Source organism: Thalassolituus sp. UBA675 (genome assembly GCF_002297765.1).
In the GTDB taxonomy this organism is placed as follows: domain Bacteria; phylum Pseudomonadota; class Gammaproteobacteria; order Pseudomonadales; family Oceanobacteraceae; genus Thalassolituus.
Window position 1 is genome coordinate 19,917 of the sequence record NZ_DBNJ01000022.1, and the last position, 16,619, is coordinate 36,535.

General features: G+C 53.4%; 16 protein-coding genes. 11 read left to right on the forward strand and 5 right to left on the reverse strand.

Annotation, left to right across the window (positions count from 1 at the left end; genetic code table 11):
- Positions 1 to 79 precede the first annotated feature (79 nt).
- From hslR to gshA, 6 genes are all read left to right on the forward strand, one after another.
- A complete protein-coding gene (hslR, locus tag B3007_RS08980) occupies positions 80 to 478 on the forward strand; it encodes a ribosome-associated heat shock protein Hsp15 (RefSeq protein ID WP_076514283.1) in 399 nt (132 codons plus the stop codon).
- A 3-nt stretch (positions 479 to 481) separates the two neighbouring features.
- The gene (gene hslO, locus B3007_RS08985; protein ID WP_301377224.1) at positions 482 to 1,339 is read left to right on the forward strand and encodes an Hsp33 family molecular chaperone HslO; all 858 of its coding nucleotides are present in this window, start codon (positions 482 to 484) and stop codon (positions 1,337 to 1,339) included.
- Between the two features lie 207 nt (positions 1,340 to 1,546).
- The gene (locus B3007_RS08990) at positions 1,547 to 3,079 is read left to right on the forward strand and encodes a phosphoenolpyruvate carboxykinase (protein ID WP_301377222.1); all 1,533 of its coding nucleotides are present in this window, start codon (positions 1,547 to 1,549) and stop codon (positions 3,077 to 3,079) included.
- A gap of 129 nt (positions 3,080 to 3,208) precedes the next feature.
- Positions 3,209 to 5,533 (forward strand): Tex family protein, encoded by a 2,325-nt coding sequence (locus tag B3007_RS08995; protein ID WP_348655060.1) that lies wholly within the window; start codon positions 3,209 to 3,211, stop codon positions 5,531 to 5,533.
- Positions 5,534 to 5,614: 81 nt separating this feature from the next.
- Complete coding sequence (locus B3007_RS09000) at positions 5,615 to 7,756, forward strand: TonB-dependent receptor plug domain-containing protein (protein ID WP_301377221.1); 2,142 nt, start codon at positions 5,615 to 5,617, stop codon at positions 7,754 to 7,756.
- A 144-nt stretch (positions 7,757 to 7,900) separates the two neighbouring features.
- Positions 7,901 to 9,466, forward strand: coding sequence for a glutamate--cysteine ligase (gene gshA, locus B3007_RS09005; protein WP_301377219.1), 1,566 nt, complete (start codon positions 7,901 to 7,903; stop codon positions 9,464 to 9,466).
- A gap of 43 nt (positions 9,467 to 9,509) precedes the next feature.
- Here the strand turns inward: gshA and B3007_RS09010 are convergent, their stop codons facing one another.
- Positions 9,510 to 9,914, reverse strand: coding sequence for a flagellar basal body-associated FliL family protein (locus tag B3007_RS09010; RefSeq protein WP_068435799.1), 405 nt, complete (start codon positions 9,912 to 9,914; stop codon positions 9,510 to 9,512).
- A gap of 113 nt (positions 9,915 to 10,027) precedes the next feature.
- On the opposite strand from B3007_RS09010, the gene B3007_RS09015 reads away from it, so the two are divergent.
- The 3 genes from B3007_RS09015 to B3007_RS09025 all read left to right on the forward strand — a co-directional run bounded on the left by B3007_RS09015 (position 10,028) and on the right by B3007_RS09025 (position 12,186).
- Positions 10,028 to 10,555, forward strand: a complete 528-nt coding sequence (locus tag B3007_RS09015; protein ID WP_297531425.1) for a disulfide bond formation protein B — start codon at positions 10,028 to 10,030, stop codon at positions 10,553 to 10,555.
- Between the two features lie 124 nt (positions 10,556 to 10,679).
- Positions 10,680 to 11,153, forward strand: a complete 474-nt coding sequence (gene rsd, locus B3007_RS09020) for a sigma D regulator (RefSeq protein WP_068435795.1) — start codon at positions 10,680 to 10,682, stop codon at positions 11,151 to 11,153.
- Between the two features lie 76 nt (positions 11,154 to 11,229).
- Complete coding sequence (locus tag B3007_RS09025; RefSeq protein WP_068435793.1) at positions 11,230 to 12,186, forward strand: WD40 repeat domain-containing protein; 957 nt, start codon at positions 11,230 to 11,232, stop codon at positions 12,184 to 12,186.
- Between the two features lie 3 nt (positions 12,187 to 12,189).
- Here the strand turns inward: B3007_RS09025 and B3007_RS09030 are convergent, their stop codons facing one another.
- Positions 12,190 to 12,615 carry a DUF4124 domain-containing protein gene (locus B3007_RS09030; RefSeq protein WP_068435791.1) on the reverse strand — a complete coding sequence of 142 codons (426 nt, stop codon included), beginning with the start codon at positions 12,613 to 12,615 and terminating at the stop codon, positions 12,190 to 12,192.
- Positions 12,616 to 12,732: 117 nt separating this feature from the next.
- On the opposite strand from B3007_RS09030, the gene B3007_RS09035 reads away from it, so the two are divergent.
- The gene (locus B3007_RS09035; RefSeq protein ID WP_297531420.1) at positions 12,733 to 13,461 is read left to right on the forward strand and encodes a ParA family protein; all 729 of its coding nucleotides are present in this window, start codon (positions 12,733 to 12,735) and stop codon (positions 13,459 to 13,461) included.
- 2 nt (positions 13,462 to 13,463) lie between these two features.
- Here the strand turns inward: B3007_RS09035 and B3007_RS09040 are convergent, their stop codons facing one another.
- The 3 genes from B3007_RS09040 to B3007_RS09050 all read right to left on the reverse strand — a co-directional run bounded on the left by B3007_RS09040 (position 13,464) and on the right by B3007_RS09050 (position 14,685).
- On the reverse strand, positions 13,464 to 13,655 hold the full coding sequence (locus B3007_RS09040) for a hypothetical protein (protein WP_297531418.1): 192 nt from the start codon (positions 13,653 to 13,655) through the stop codon (positions 13,464 to 13,466).
- Positions 13,656 to 13,747: 92 nt separating this feature from the next.
- Positions 13,748 to 14,182, reverse strand: a complete 435-nt coding sequence (locus tag B3007_RS09045) for a hypothetical protein (RefSeq protein WP_297531417.1) — start codon at positions 14,180 to 14,182, stop codon at positions 13,748 to 13,750.
- Positions 14,183 to 14,217: 35 nt separating this feature from the next.
- Positions 14,218 to 14,685 carry a TIGR02444 family protein gene (locus tag B3007_RS09050; protein WP_297531415.1) on the reverse strand — a complete coding sequence of 156 codons (468 nt, stop codon included), beginning with the start codon at positions 14,683 to 14,685 and terminating at the stop codon, positions 14,218 to 14,220.
- A gap of 27 nt (positions 14,686 to 14,712) precedes the next feature.
- On the opposite strand from B3007_RS09050, the gene B3007_RS09055 reads away from it, so the two are divergent.
- Positions 14,713 to 16,608 carry an ATP-binding cassette domain-containing protein gene (locus B3007_RS09055; RefSeq protein WP_301377214.1) on the forward strand — a complete coding sequence of 632 codons (1,896 nt, stop codon included), beginning with the start codon at positions 14,713 to 14,715 and terminating at the stop codon, positions 16,606 to 16,608.
- Positions 16,609 to 16,619 lie beyond the last annotated feature (11 nt).

The following is a 16,619-nucleotide window of genomic DNA, read 5'->3' on the forward strand; positions in this document are numbered from 1 at the left end:
CCCGCGATGTAGAAACCTGATGAATAAAGGGCTTGGCGGAAAAGCCGGGACAGATACAGCGTACTCCTGATCAGGAATTATGAGCGAACAGACACACAAAATCCGACTCGATAAATGGCTCTGGGCCGCGCGTTTTTTCAAGACACGCGCGCTGGCAAAAGGCGCAATTGAAGGCGGCAAGGTGCATTACGAAGGCCAGCGCTGCAAAGTCAGTAAAACCGTCGACGTGGGCGCCAAACTGACGATCCGGCAGGGCTTCGACGAGAAAATTGTCATGATTAAAGCGTTGTCGGAACAACGCCGCGGCGCCCCGGAAGCACGTCTGCTCTATGAGGAAACTCCCGAGAGCATCAAAGCGCGGATGGACAAAGCGGAGTACCGCAAGGTCGTCAAAGCCTCACAAGCGGCACCCGACCATAAACCAAACAAGAAAGAGCGTCGTGACATGCGCCGCTTTGAGCACAATCAGGACTACTGAAGAATGTCTGACACTCCAAATAGCGCTGACAGCCTGCAACGCTTCAGCTTCGACAATACCAATATCCGCGGCGAGCTGGCTCACGTAAATGCGAGCTACCGCGAAGTACTGAAGCGTCATCAGTATCCCACGCGGATCGCTAAAGCCGTCGGTGAACTGATGGCCGCTACCGCCTTGCTGAGTGCCAACCTCAAATTTACAGGGCGCCTGACCTTACAGATTCGTCTGCCGGGCAACATCAGCCTGCTACAAGCCGAAACCAGCGACCAAGGTCAGCTGCGAGCCATCGCCCGTTATGAAGAAGGTACCGAAGAAAGCGAACTGAGTTTCGACGACGGCCAGATGATCATCACTGTCGAGCCTGAAGTGGGCCAGCGTTATCAGGGCATCACTCTGATCAAAGGCGGTAATGTCGCTGGCGCGCTGGAAGACTACTTTGAGCAGTCAGAGCAGCTGGGTTCACGCTTCTGGCTGGCCTGCGATGGCCAGAATGCTGCCGGTTTCATGCTACAGCAGATGCCATCAGAGCAGAGCGATGATCCGGATGCGTGGGATCGTCTCACTCATCTGGCCAGCACCATCAAAGAAGAGGAGCTGATCAACCTCAACAATGATGTCCTGCTTCACCGCCTTTACCACGAAGAGCAGGTACGTACTTACCCGGCAAGCGAGCTGAGCTTTTTCTGCACCTGCTCGAAGGACAGAATCGGCAATGCTCTGCACCAGCTCGGTATAGACGAGCTGATGCAAATCATTGAAGAACAAGGAAAAATCAGCATCAACTGCGATTTCTGTAAGCAGGCATACAGTTTCGATAAAGAGCAGGTTAACGAACTCTTCCCGGAGCAGAATCTCCAGTAAAACCAGATAAAACAACAACTTAGCTCTGCTGCGAATAATTATCGGTCAAAAAGCGACCAGTAGGGCTTAGCGCGCAATGAATTTTCTGGCATAATTGCGCGCCTTAAACTTTTGGGCTCGCCCGGGCACCCTTCAGGGCGGATTATTGAGATACAAAGTATGGCCACAAGCCGTACTGAATTTACGAGGACCCTGCGGGGCATCGATATGACTGTTTACACCGATTTATCTACTCCTCTCCTGGTAGAACAAGCCATCGCCCGCGGCGAAGGTGAACTGCAGGATAACGGCGCTCTGGTTATCAAAACCGGTAAGCGCACAGGTCGCTCTCCGATGGACAAATTCATCGTTGAAGAGCCAAGCAGCAAAGACGCGATTGAGTGGGGCAACATCAACCGCCCGTTCGACGCGGACAAGTTTGATGCCCTGTGGGAGCGTGTAGAAGAATATCTGGCCCAGCACGACAGCTTCGTATCTCAGGTACACGTGGGTTCTGATCCACAGCACTACCTGCCAGTAAAAATGACCACTCAGACTGCATGGCAGAACCTGTTTGGCCGTAACCTCTTCATCCTGCCAGAAAGCTACAACCCTTCTGATAAGGAAGAGTGGCAGATCCTGAACGTTGCTGGTTTCGAATGTGTTCCAGAGCGTGACGGCACTAACTCTGACGGCGCAGTGATCGTTAACTTCGCACAGCGCAAAGTACTGCTGGCTGGCATGCGTTACGCGGGCGAAATGAAGAAAGCGATGTTCGGTGTACAGAACTTCCTGCTGCCAGAAAAAGACGTACTGCCAATGCACTGCTCTGCCAACGTTGGCGAAGATGGCGACACCTGCCTGTTCTTCGGTCTGTCTGGTACCGGTAAAACCACCCTGTCTGCTGACCCTGAGCGTTACCTGATCGGTGATGACGAGCACGGTTGGGGCAAAGGTACTGTCTTCAACATCGAAGGCGGCTGCTACGCAAAAACAATCGATCTGTCTCAGAAGAACGAACCTATCATCTGGGACGCGATCAAGTTCGGTGCGATCGTTGAGAACGTCACCATCGACGAAAACACTCGCGTTGCTGACTACAGCAACACTGAGCTGACTGAAAACGGTCGTTGTGCATACCCGCTGACTCACGTTGAGAAGCGCGTTGAAGAGAACATGGCTGGCGAACCAAAAGCTGTGATCTTCCTGACCTGTGACATGACTGGCGTTCTGCCTCCAGTGTCTATCCTGAGCAAAGAACAGGCGGCTTACCACTTCCTGTCTGGTTACACCGCTCTGGTAGGTTCTACTGAAATGGGTGGTTCTAAAGGCCTGAAGTCTACCTTCTCTACCTGCTTCGGTGCTCCGTTCTTCCCACGTCCAGCAGGCGTTTACGCTGAACTGCTGATGAAGCGTGTGACTGAATTCGGTTCTCAGGTATACCTGGTTAACACTGGCTGGACTGGCGGTCCTAACGGTGGCGGCGGTGAGCGTTTCAGCATCCCGACGACCCGTGCTGTCATCGCTGCAATTCAGTCTGGTGCTCTGCGTGATGCGGACACTGAAGAACTGCCAATCTTCGGCCTGCAAGTTCCAACCACTCTGGAAGGTGTTGATGCGACTCTGCTTAACCCAACCAAAGCCTGGGCTAACAGCTCAGACTGGGAAGGTGCTGCGAAGAACCTGGCGGCTCAGTTCGTTGAGAACTTCAAGAAGTACGACGTATCTGACGCTATCGTAAACGCAGGCCCTCAGCTTTAAGCTGAACCTGTTTTACGAGCATGAAAAGGGGCGCTACGGCGCCCTTTTTTGCGTCTGATTATCGGGTGATATTCACCTCGCCATGTCACAGGTATACTCACGCCCTCGTGAATAATGTACTTATGAGTTATGACCCTGCCTTCGATCACCCAACGCCTCGCTACTGAACTGAATATCCGCCCACAACAGGTAGACGCCACCGTCGCCCTTCTTGATGAAGGTGCTACTGTTCCCTTCATCGCTCGCTACCGGAAAGAAGTCACGGGGGCGCTGGACGACAGCCAGCTGCGTACTCTTGAAGAGCGTCTGGGCTATTTACGCGACATGGAAGATCGTCGTGCGTCTGTGATCAAAAGCATCGAAGACCAGGGCAAACTCACCGATGAGTTGAAACAGGCGCTGTTGACGGCGGATACCAAAACCCGCATCGAAGATCTGTACCTGCCCTATAAGAAAAAGCGCCGCACTAAAGGTCAGATGGCCATTGAAGCAGGCCTTGAGCCATTGGCCGATGCCCTGTTCAACGAACCGAACCTGACGCCTGAACAAGAAGCGGAGAAGTACCTCAACGCCGAGCACAGCATTGGCGACACCAAAGCCGCTTTAGATGGCGCTAAATACATTCTGATGGAGCGCTTTGCCGAAAACGCCGACTTACTCGCCGCGCTGCGCCGCTTCCTGAAGCAAGAAGCCACGCTCTCTGTCCGCGTGGTGCCGGGCAAAGAGAAAGAAGGTGAAAAATTCGCTGACTATTTTGAACACGACGAGCCTCTGAAGTCGGTACCGGGCCACCGTGCGCTTGCAATTCTGCGTGGCCGCAACGAAGGCGTATTGTCTTTTTCACTGGTCACCGGGGACCCAGATGACAAGCTCGCAGCCAGCCCGTGCGAGGCCATTATTGCCGAGCACTCAGGCATAAAAAATGAAGGTCGCGCAGCCGACCGCTGGCTGGCCGAAGTCGTAAAGTGGACCTGGCGTATCAAGCTGCTGACCAGCCTCGAGACCGAGCTGATTGGCCAGCTGCGTGAACAGGCCGAAGATGGCGCGATTAAAGTCTTTGCCGATAACCTGAAAGACCTGTTGTTGGCCGCGCCGGCAGGGCCAAAAGCCACCATCGGGTTGGACCCCGGCCTGCGTACCGGGGTGAAAGTCGCGGTCGTCGATAAAACCGGCAAAGTCCTCGATCACTGCGCCATCTTCCCAACACCGCCGCAAAATCGCATCGCCGAATCCGAAGCCGTACTGCTGGCATTGATTCAGAAGCACAATGCCGAGCTGATCGCGATTGGTAACGGTACTGCTTCGCGCGAAACCGATAAGTTTGTTGGCGATCTGCTGAAAAAACACAAAGACCTGAACGTGCAGAAAATCATGGTCAACGAGGCTGGTGCATCGGTGTACTCAGCTTCCGAGCTGGCGGCCAAAGAATTTCCGGATCTCGATGTGACCATTCGAGGCGCAGTTTCTATTGCGCGCCGCCTGCAGGACCCATTGGCAGAACTGGTGAAAATCGAACCCAAGTCCATCGGTGTTGGCCAGTATCAGCATGATGTTAATCAGAGCCAGTTAGCACGTACGCTGGATGCTGTGGTGGAAGACTGTGTGAACTCGGTGGGCGTCGATCTGAATACCGCCTCCGCGCCACTGCTGACACGAGTGTCCGGGCTGAACGCAACACTGGCCAATAACATCGTCGCTTTCCGCGATGTGAACGGTGCCTTCACCTCACGTGAAGACCTGGCAAAAGTGCCGCGTCTGGGTGACAAAACCTTTGAGCAGGCAGCCGGCTTCCTACGCATTATGGACGGTAAAAACCCTCTGGACGCCTCCGGCGTTCACCCTGAGTCTTACCCTGTGGTGGAGCGTATCGCCCACGAGTTCTCGCGCGATGTAAGCAGCTTGATCGGCGACAGTGCCTTTCTGAAATCTGTCAACGCGGGCCAGTTTACCGACGAGAGTGCGGGTGAGCTAACCTTAAAAGATATCCTCTCAGAGCTGGAGAAACCCGGTCGCGACCCTCGTCCTGAATTCCGCTTTGCGGAATACAAAGAGGGCGTCGAAGACATCAAGGACCTGAAGCCCGGCATGATTCTCGAAGGCGCGATCACTAATGTCGCCGCCTTTGGTGCCTTTGTGGATATCGGTGTACACCAGGATGGTCTGGTACACATTTCAGCGCTGGCCGATCATTTCGTGAAAGATCCGCGCGACGTTGTGAAAGCCGGCGACATCGTAAAAGTGAAGGTAATGGAGGTCGATGTGTCGCGTAAGCGCATTGGTTTATCCATGCGACTGGGGGATGATATCAACGCCTCGGGCGACACCGGAAGCCGACCTGCTAAAGACAGACCTCAGCGCCAGCCGCGTGGTTCAAAACCGACGCAGCAACCTGCCGGAAACGGTGCTATGGCGGGGGCCTTCGCAGCCGCGTTTGCAAACGCCAGAAAGAAATAAAGCGAATAATGAGAAGTTATCGTGCAAAAAAAAGGACCTCTACTCATCATACTCACGTGTGCCGCGAACCTTTGCCAGCCTTTGCACGTTACAGCAGATGATAACCCGGATAACTTCTCTTCCCTCTCGTGGGATGCCTCAAGCTGGGATGCCTCAGCAGCCGATATCCCGCATGTACTGACACCAGCGCGACTGCATCAGGCCACCGCAGAGGTGCCAGGCAGTGTGACGGTTCTGGATGCTGATTTTATAAAACGCACGGGCGTCAAACGTATTTCTCAGCTTCTGCGTTACGTTCCTGGAATGCTGGTCGCTCACGACATCCGGGATAATAGCGACGCGGTGGTCTATCACGGTGGGCCATCCATCCTGCCCAAGAGCTTTCAGGTCCTCATAGACGGACGGGCACAATACCTCGCCGGGTTGGCCGCGGTGTCATGGGAAGACTTACCTGTTGCGGTCGAGGATATTCAGCGGATCGAAGTCGTTCGCGGCCCTGCGGCCACCAGCTTTGGCACCAACGCTTATCAGGCTGTAATCAATATCATCACGAATTACCCACAGGATGCCTTCGACGACCAAATCGGTGTCCAGCAAGGTAATAATCGGGATACTTATCTCTACGCACGAACGACCGGCGATCAGGGGATTCATCACTGGCGCTTGTCGGCCAAGGCCTATTCCACAGAACACCTGCGCGACAGTGATGACACCAGCATAGGCTGTACAACCCCTTGTGACGACAACCGTGATTTCGCGGCAGTTATGCTAAATACCAGCCATCAACTGAGTGATGCTCAGAGCCTGAACACTGCCTTCACGATGACTAACGCTTACCGGGACGTGCCTGATTACGAGTTTACGAGTAATCACGTTGAGTCCAACCAGTTTGAAGCCAGCGTCGTTTATGATCATGACCTGTCGGATCTACATGAGTTGAAAGTGTCGGTTCACGCAACCCGTTTTGAGCGTCGCCAGCATGGTGTGCTGGAAAGTGGACCTTCCGGTTTCTTTGATCCGCTTCTGAGACAACTGGATGAGGTAAACCCGGAAGCCGCCGATCAGTTTGTTCAGGGCGAATCTCTCACCGCACTGGATACCACCAACCCGGAAGAGCTGACACTGGCTCAACAGCTCCTCACTCGCTACGGAGCCGACCCGGCTGCTTTCTTCATACCGATCAGCGGTGATGTGCACGCTGATACGAACGAACGACGTATCGACCTGGAAATACAGGATACGGTCGCCTTCGCAGACAACCTGATCATGATCAGCGGTCTCGGATATCGCAGAGAACAGATTTACTCGAAGCCATTCTATGGCGGCTACATAGACTCAGATCAACTCCGCGGGTTCGGCAACATCAACTGGAGAGCCAGCAACCGCTGGGCCCTGCATTCAGGTGTTATGTATGAATATGAAGAGGACGGTACTGACGTCTGGTCTGGAAAACTGGCGGCCAACTACCTGATCAGCCCAGTCGAATCGGTCAGGCTGGTGTTCAGTCGTGCCGGGCGTACGCCGGACATACTCGAACAAAGAGCAGACTGGATATACGTCGTTGATAATGCCGAAACAGAATCGCGATACGCGGGTGTCGAGTATTACGATGGATTCAAAGGACCGGGTAACCTCAAACCCCAGATCATCCACTCAGTCGAGTTAGGGTATTTCGCCAGCAAACCGTTCTGGAAAGGCAATATAGAGTGGGACGTTAAGCTGTTCCGGGAAGAGCTGAATAATGTCATCTATCACTACCCATCCATTCGTCTCGATACGGTCAATGATGGGAATGAAATTGTCTACACCGGCGCTGAAGGGCAGTTAACGTTCACGACGCGAAGCACCGCAGAGTTCCGCCTGACCAGCGCATGGCTGCGCGCAGAGGTAGATCCAACAGAGGATCTCAGCGACAGCGATCTGGTCGCCCTGTATTCGCCACGCTCGCACTCTGCCTCGTGGTTCCAGCCATGGCCAGCGCAGATTTTCACTCATCTCAGTGCGTTTGTTATTGAAGACGGACGCCGGGTGAACCGTGGCGATGACGGCGATGATCTGCATACACTGGAACTGAATATATACCGTGACTTTGCCTCGGCAGAGACAACAACCCGGTTAGGTTTCAGAGCACAGAGAGACTTTACGTCAAATACCTTCAAGCCGGACTCAGAACCCTACGAGCAGGCTGTACGCGTTCAGTTAAGTGCCAGTGTTGCATTCTGATAATCGATCTGACGAACAATTAGTAGGCCTATACACAACACTGTTCATTATGAGCGAATAATCTGAGACCAATTTCTGATACAAGCATGTATAAGATCCTGTCGATTCCTCCTATAATCCGCTGACTTCCAACCTGATGCAGAGGTGCTCTTGGCTTCCTACAATTCACTGCTGGCGCTACTGGCCGACTCCCGGCACCTACCCATGCTTTCCCGACTGCAACGGGGAATTGAGAAGGAAGGCCTGCGCTGCGGCAATGACGGACTAATCGCTCAGACACCTCACCCTAAGGGAATGGGCTCTGCGCTGACGCACCCGGCTATTACGACCGACTACTCCGAAGCCTTACTTGAGTTCATTACGCCGGTTTTTACCAGCGCCCATGAGGCGTCGGCTTACCTCGAAACCGCCCATCGCTTTGCCTACCAGCAAATGGAAGGAGAGCTGATCTGGCCAGCGTCGATGCCCTGTATCCTGAAAGGCGAAATGAGCATCCCTATTGCCGAGTATGGCAGCTCCAATATCGGACGTCTGAAGCATGCCTATCGCCATGGCCTCTGGCACCGCTACGGTCGTGTGATGCAGGCAATTTCAGGTATCCACTATAACTTCTCGCTGCCAGATGAATTGCTGCAATTGCTGGCGGAGCAGGAAGGTCAGAAAGCAGACAAAGACTTCGTATCCCGCCGCTATCTCGGCATGATCCGTAACTTCCGCCGCTATGGCTGGCTGCTGATGTATCTGTTCGGGGCATCACCGGCGGTATGCAGCACATTTCTTGATGGCCGTAAGCACTCTTTGCAGAAGCTTCACAAGCACACCTTATACGCCCCGTACGCGACCTCGCTGCGGATGAGTGATCTGGGTTACCAGAATAATGCTCAATCGGGCTTAGTGATCTGTCACAATTCCCTTGAGTCGTACATCGACACGCTGAGTAAAGCGCTGACCATTCCTGTCGCTGAATACGAAGCCATTGGTATGCAGGAAGAGAACGGCCAGTATAAGCAGCTCAATACCAACCTGCTTCAGATCGAGAACGAGTACTACAGCAATATCCGTCCTAAGCGGGTAGGCGAGTCCGGCGAGAAGCCGCTGGAGTCATTGGCTCGTGCCGGTATTCAGTATATTGAAGTCCGCAGCACGGATGTGAATCCGTTCCTGCCACTGGGTATCGACGTTCCACAGATGCACTTTATGGATATATTCCTGACCTGGTGTGCTCTGCAGGACAGTGGTGAGATTGATGATGCCGAATACGAACGTATTCAGCGCAACTTCAGTAAAGTGGTTTACGAAGGTCGTCGCCCGGGATTAATGCTCGAAAGCGCCAGCGGCGAAACCACTCTGGCAGACTGGGCAAGCGAACTTCTCGACAGCATGCAGCCCGTGGCAGCCTTGCTCGACGAAGCCAACCATCACAGCTTCCACATAGATACTCTTGGTCAGCAACGCCTTAAGATCGCTGACGCCAGTCATACGCCATCCGCGAAAGTGCTGAGAATTCTGGAAGACGAGAAGATTGAATTTGCTGAACTGACATTACGTCAGGCGCAGGCACATCGTAAGTTCCTGAGTGAACCCTTGTCAGCAGACGTCCGCGCCGAGTGGAAGGCAACAGCCGAAGAAAGCCTCAAAGCACAGGCCGAACTCGAAGCAAACGATGTTCAGCCCTTTGACGAGTTTCTGCATGACTATATGACTCGCTGAATGACCCACTGACAGGCGATTGCGCTCTGCCTGCTCTCGGCCATTAGTTCTGTACGACGAAGTTATTAAAGTACAGGTCATCCACTGACGGAGCCCCTTCCAGCTGAGTCATCACTGCACGGACTTCTTCCAAAGCAATCTGGCGAAGTTCCTCACGCCCCTGAGTCGAATTCATGATCTCTGATTCCTGTGCACTGAACAGCATCACCAGGCTGTTGCGCAGGTAGGGCTTATGGTGAGCGACCGCCGCTCCAGCCTCAGTGGTACTGACCTTAAGCGCAACATCCGTACGCAGATACTTAATCCGGCCGGTACTGCCATAATTAACAACAAATGCAGGTTCAAAGTAGATGTACTGAACCTGAGGCCCAGCAAGGGCCGCTTCGTCTTCTGCAAAAGCCATCACTGGCAACGTCACCAGCAGAGTAAAAAAAAGGCGCTTCAGCATTCCGCGTCTCCGTCACAATGTAGATTATGGTCAAGCTTAGCAGCTGACGCGGATTCCGCTGGGTGCGCGTGATAGACTCCTGACAACTAATTCACGAGTTCACGTAACGACTTATGATGCTGCAACGTCTATTTCCCGCCCCGCTGGTTGCCGGTGGCTATCTGGCCGGTTTTCTTATCTGTGTCCTGCTGCTGGCTTCAGCGTACTACTTTGAATACCAGATGTTCCTCGATCCCTGCCCGCTCTGTATTGTTCAGCGTATTGCCACACTAGGCATCGGCATTGGCTGTCTGCTCGCATTTATTGCCCGCAACACCCGCTGGCCGCATCGCATTGCTCTGATATTCACACTGGCATCGTCCATATTTGGTGTCTGGGTCGCTAACCGTCATGTCTGGCTACAGGGCCTGCCTGCCGACGAAGTGCCTGAATGTGGCCCGAGTGTTGAATACATGGCGGAAGTTCTGCCATTCACCGAACTGGTTACCTTCATGCTTCAGGCCAGTGGCAGCTGTGCGGATATCTCATGGGAATTCATGGCGTTGAGTATGCCGGAGTGGACCCGTGTCATATTCGTTGCATTTACTCTTGTCAGCCTTCTGGGTCTGGCTCGCGCCTGGAGCGCCGACAAGCAGAGTTGATGCACATAACCGCGGTATTGCAAGAAAAAAAACTGAAAAAAGTTGCTTGAAATGCCGCTTTCCACGCGCCTATATTGGTGACACTAAGGCATAAGCAGCACCGTTTTCACAGAGGAATTTTGACATGCTGGAACAATGTAAAAACGCACAGGAACGCTGGGGCGGTGTTCACCAACTGATCGACAAATGGTTGAATGAGCGCCAGAGCCTGATCGTCCTGTTCTGCAACCTCAGCGCCAGCAAGCCGCTGTCTGAAGAGGAACCACTGGCAGAGAACCTGCAGCGTTTCTGTGAAGTTATGATGGATTACTGCTCAGCAGGGCACTTCGAAATTTACGAGCAGCTGATGAATGAAGCCCGTGAATTCGACGATGGCACCATCGACCTGGCAAATGAACACATGCCACGCCTGGAAGCCCTTACCGGCGAATGCGTTGACTTCAACGATACCTACGACAAACACTGCACTCTGGACCAGCTGGCGAAGCTCCCTGCTGACCTGTCGGCCATCGGCGAAGTGCTCGAAGAGCGTTTTCAGATTGAAGACAACCTCATCGAAAAAATGCACAACGTGCATCGTGAGGCGGTTGCCAGCTAAGACAGGAATTCTGTTCTACACTGACAACAGGACGCGCACTTCGCGCGTCCACTGACCGCTCACGGAACAGGTTGTCATGATCCCGCGTTTTATTCTTTTTCTGCTTTCCCTGACTCTTCTCTCTGCCTGTGACAACGCAGCTGAGCCTGAGAAATTCTCTGAGGTCGCGACACAGGGCGTCTACAGCATTCGTATCAATCACTCTGGCACCGCCGCCTTTATCGGCAGTCTGCACCACGGTGGCAGCTACTGGACACTCGATCCTGCTGAGCGTCATTTCGACTGGAACCACACCAGCGACGGTTACAGCAACCTGACCAGTGGTGCCTTTTCGCCCGATGATGCTTACGTTGCCAGCGCCGACAACCGCACGATAGTGCTCTGGGAAGTGGCTACCGGGAAAGCCATCTGGTTCTGGAACGCACCCGGCGACATCGAAGATATTGCTCTGACAGAGAACGGCAACCTCGCCCTTCTCGGAATGCAGGACTACACCGCAACCCTGTTCGATATCCGAAATGGCGGCATCCGCCAGCGCCTGGCCCACGACGGCATTGTTTACGACGTCAGCCTGAGCGCCGATGGTCTGCTTGGCGCCTCTGCCAGTGACGACCTGACGGCCATTGTCTGGAATCTCAATGACGGCTCAGCCATCTCCACACTGAAACACAACAATCAGGTCAAAACCGCCGAGCTATCGCCCAGTGGCCGCCTGATTTTCACCTCAGCCCTACGCGAGGCCGGTCGCATCTGGGATGCGGCCAGTGGGCAGCAATTGATTGAGCTTCCCGGTGGACGCGGACATTTCAGTACGGCACGGTTCGACGCATCAGAACAACAACTCCTGACGGGTAATACATCCGGGCAGATACAGCTCTGGGACGTTCAGACAGGGGCCGAACTTAAACGTTGGCGTGCGACCCCGGGAGATCACTGGGTTGGAAACAACGTTGCCCTGGAAGACGTTGCCTTCACGGACACCGGCGTTGTGGCAGCCGCCGCTAATGGGCGCGTTTATCACATGCAGCGGTGATGACTACCGCTGCTCTTCGGTTGAGTATCGCGACTCCAGCATAGATTTTACCTGCTTCGCCTGATCAATCAGCTCCAGCGCCTGCCCGGGCATAACGATTGGCGAGTCAGGCACCCTAGGCTCGGGAGTGATCAGTTCGTTGTCGGATGTGTCTTCCTTTTTCGTTGCGACCGGCGCCAGAATATTTGCCGCGGTATCGATATTAACTTCTTTGGAAGTAACACCTTCCGGCGCTTCGTTGCCGAAATGCCACTGGCCATTCGCGTCCTGCCATTTATAAAACGTCTGTCGTGTCTGCTCTGTAGAGGCGGGTGGTGTGTAGGCCGAAACCCCGGACGACGAATCGCTGTTCACTTTTTTCATAATGTATGGCGTGCCAATCGCCACAGCGAGGACGCTGAGAAGAAACAGGATCACGGTGAATTTCATAGCAACTCCTTTTGTCGACTCTATTCCGGCAGAACCCGGATTTTTGCAGTATGCTAAAGATTATCCAATAGAGAATTCTATTTTATCACCCATCGCTGAAAGGAAACGATGTCATCTATGACTGCAGGGGTTATCAGTCAACAGCCCAGGGTTTTTACCTACGCCAAAGCGATGCGGGTTCTGGTCGCTAACGCCAAGGGAGGCTGTGGTAAAACCACTCTGGCCACTAACCTGGCCTGTCAGTTTGCCCGTGAAGGTAAGACGACAACGCTTATTGATCACGACCCTCAGGCGTCCGCAACCGACTGGCTGAAGCTGCGTAGTGCCAGGTTTCCAATTATCAATGGTATTGAGGCCGTCAGAGAGCGTCACCGCACGGGTTCGACGCTCAGTTGGCGCATGCGCATCCCCCTGGCGACAGAACGCGTGGTTATTGACACACCAGCCGGCCTGCATGGCAATGCACTGTCTGACCTGATTGCTCAGTCGGATATTGTCATTATCCCGGTCATTCCATCGGCCATTGATATGCGTGCAGCGACGGAGTTTATTGAAGAGCTGCGTAAGACGCAGGCCTACCGTCAAAAAGCCTGTGCCATAGCTGTGGTCGCCAACCGGGTGAAACGTAATACCTTGAGCTTCAGCTCACTGAAATCCTTCCTCGACGACCTGCAGATTCCTTTTGTGACCGCACTGCGCGATACGCAGTTCTACGTAAAGGCCGGAGAGCATGGTTTTGGTGTTGTCGATTTTGACCGACAACACCCCAAAGAACAGGAAGAGTGGCAACCACTTATGGGTTGGTTGAATAAAACGATGCAGGAAATCCAGCAAAACCGAGAATGATGTCAGGCTTCTTCCTCGTAGCCGTACAGATGACGCACTTCAGCCCTGACAGCCGCTTTGGCCCCCATCCTCAACACCTGTCCATGCGCCCCTACCAACGCATCGAAATCAAGCTGTACCAGACGCTCAAAATCATGCTGTAACGAACCCCCTTTGGGCGTCACGCGTTTAAGCCATGGCCCACCTATATTCATCCCTCGATGAAACCCAAGCAGCTTGAATACGACCCGCGTAAAGCCTGAAAAGTGTCGCCAGTCGCGGTGATATTGGAGACTGTCAGTGGTGATCAGCAGTCTGTGTTTTTCACTAACAACGCGGCCTCTGGGTAGACTGCATTGCGGTAAACAAAAAACTGGCTGTCTCGGGTAGGGCCGGGCGATGCTTCGTCCACCAACACGTCTATTTCGGGTGAGCTATACGTGCTCTGGCCCGACTGAGCCCAGAAAAGGCATTGATAGCGATCGACATAATACTGATCATCCAGCCCGTGAAAGTCACCAAGCCGGACAACGCGGGCGACCTGCCCCAACGCATCAAGTTCGCGCAGCGCTTCGTCCTGAAGCCTCACAGGATTGACCAACGTGAGCTCTTTGCCTTCTCGTAGAATGATCATGTTGCGGTTAAGGCGCATTCCAGGGCCAACACGTATACTGCCGTGTACCCAGAACACATCAGAGAACAGTTGCTCGATTGGGTCGTGCGGATAGGCGGGTGCGTACATGTTTCCTCCTGAAACTGTGTGTACAGATGTCCGGTTCAGCCCCGCACAAGATCAGCGAGGGCTTTGCATTCCTTTTCATTATTGCAGATTAGCATAAGGTCTGAGGATACGCAGCGGCCCTTATCCGCCGGATTGTCTTTATTTCTGGCCCATAAGATCCCAAGGCCGTAGCGCTCAGCTTCGAGTTCCGCTTTTTTAAGTAATTCGTAGAGATCCCCATGCTCCAGGCGATCAGACTGCCGCCGACGCTGGCGCAATGGCTCGATCATTTCCTGCTTCCAGCTCACGTAATCGCTGTCGGAAAGAGATGCCTCGTCCACTTCAAGACCCTGCTCCGATAACCAGAGCACCGTCAGCAACTGCAGAATATCGGCACCGTGTTCATCCTGCATCTTCAGCAGAAGGGCCTCGACGCCGGACCGTGCATAGACACGTAAAGCATAACGCCACAGAGCGTTATCCATTGGTCCGTCACCCGCTTCTGTGGCAAACTGCGCCGCCATTACCAGCCCCTTTTCTGTGTGTTTTCTATGATCGAGTTTAATCAGGTTTCGTTGCAGCGTGGTACTAACTTTCTGTTAGAGAAAGCCAGCCTGCGCATTCACGACGGCCAGAAACTGGCCCTTATCGGCCCGAATGGTGCCGGTAAGTCCAGCCTGTTTGCTCTTCTCAACGGAGAACTGACCGTCGACGGCGGCGACCTGAACATGCCAGCGAAGTGGCGTATCGCTCATATGAAGCAGGAAGTCGAAGCCAGTGAACGCTGTGCGCTGGATTATGCCATTGATGGTGACGCACGCTACCGTGAAATTGAAGCCGGTATGGCCAATGCCAGTGACGATAATGAGCTGACCCGCTGGATGGATGCCATGGACGAACATCAGGGCTATCAGATTCCGGTGAAAGCAGAACAGTTGCTTCATGGTCTCGGCTTTTCACAGACCGACCTGAAGCGCTCAGTCAAAGACTTCTCCGGTGGCTGGCGTATCCGCCTGAATCTGGCTCAGGCACTGATGATGCCGTCGGATCTTCTGCTCCTCGATGAACCAACTAACCACTTAGACCTTGAAGCCACTCTGTGGCTCGAAGGCTGGCTGAAAAAGTATCCCGGAACCCTGCTGTTTATCTCGCACGACCGGGATTTTATTGATTCGGTGGCAGACCATATTGTTCACCTGCATAACCGTGAACTGGTGGTGTATCCGGGCAACTACAGCGCCTACGAACGCATCCGTGCGGAAAAGCTGGCCCAGCAACAAACTGTATATGAGAAGCAACAGGAACGTGTTGCTGAAATCGAAAAATTTGTCGCTCGCTTCCGCGCCAAAGCCAGTAAAGCTAAACAGGCACAAAGCCGCTTAAAAGAGCTGCAGCGCATGGAGCTGATTGCTCCGGCGCATGTGGATTCACCGTTCCGCTTTGAATTTCCGTGCTACGAAAAAATGTCGACGCCGTTATTGGCTATCGACAACGCCGATCTGGGCTATGCCGACAAAACGATCCTGCCCCAGGTAAAAATATCCATCGTACCTGGGCACCGTATTGGTTTACTCGGCCCCAATGGTGCGGGTAAATCGACGCTGCTAAAAACGCTTTGCGAAGAAGTCCCTTTGCTCGCAGGCGAGCGCAGTACTGGCGAACACTGTCATATTGGTTATTTTGCACAGCACCAGCTTGAGTCTCTCGATGTAAAAGCAACAGGTGCCCTTATTCTGCAACGCCTGCGCCCGACAGCCAGCGAACAGGAAATCCGTAATTTTCTCGGCGGATTTGGCTTCCATGGTGATAAAGCTTTAGAAGTTATTGAGCCATTTTCTGGTGGCGAAAAAGCCCGAATGGCACTGGCCTGTGTTGCCTGGATGAAACCCAACCTGTTAATTCTCGATGAGCCGACCAACCATCTGGATATTGAAATGCGTGAGGCGTTGGCACTCGCTTTACAGAATTTCGAAGGCGCGATTCTAATCGTCAGCCACGACCGTCACCTGCTGAAATCTACCGTTGACGAATACTGGCTGGTAGATCATGGAAAAGTGCAGAGTTTCGATGGCGACCTTGATGACTATCACGATTACCTTAATAAGCGTGAAGCGAACACGCCTACCGCAGAAGGCACTGCTCCTGCCACAACCGAGGTGAAGCAACCCGCTGTAGACCGGAAAGAACAGAAACGCATCGAAGCCGAAAAACGCCAACGTCTGGCACCGATACGCAAGCAGCAACAGGTGGCCGAGAAAAAGATGGAAAAGCTCCAGTCTGAGCTGGCGAACATTGAAGAAACAATGGGCGACAGCGGTCTGTATGACGCCAGCCGCAAAGATGAATTAAACACATTAATTCAGCAGCAGGGGAAGTTAAAAACCGAGCTTGAAGAGATTGAGATGGAGTGGATGGATTTAACCGAGCAATTGGAAGCAGCGGAATAAAACACTCCACG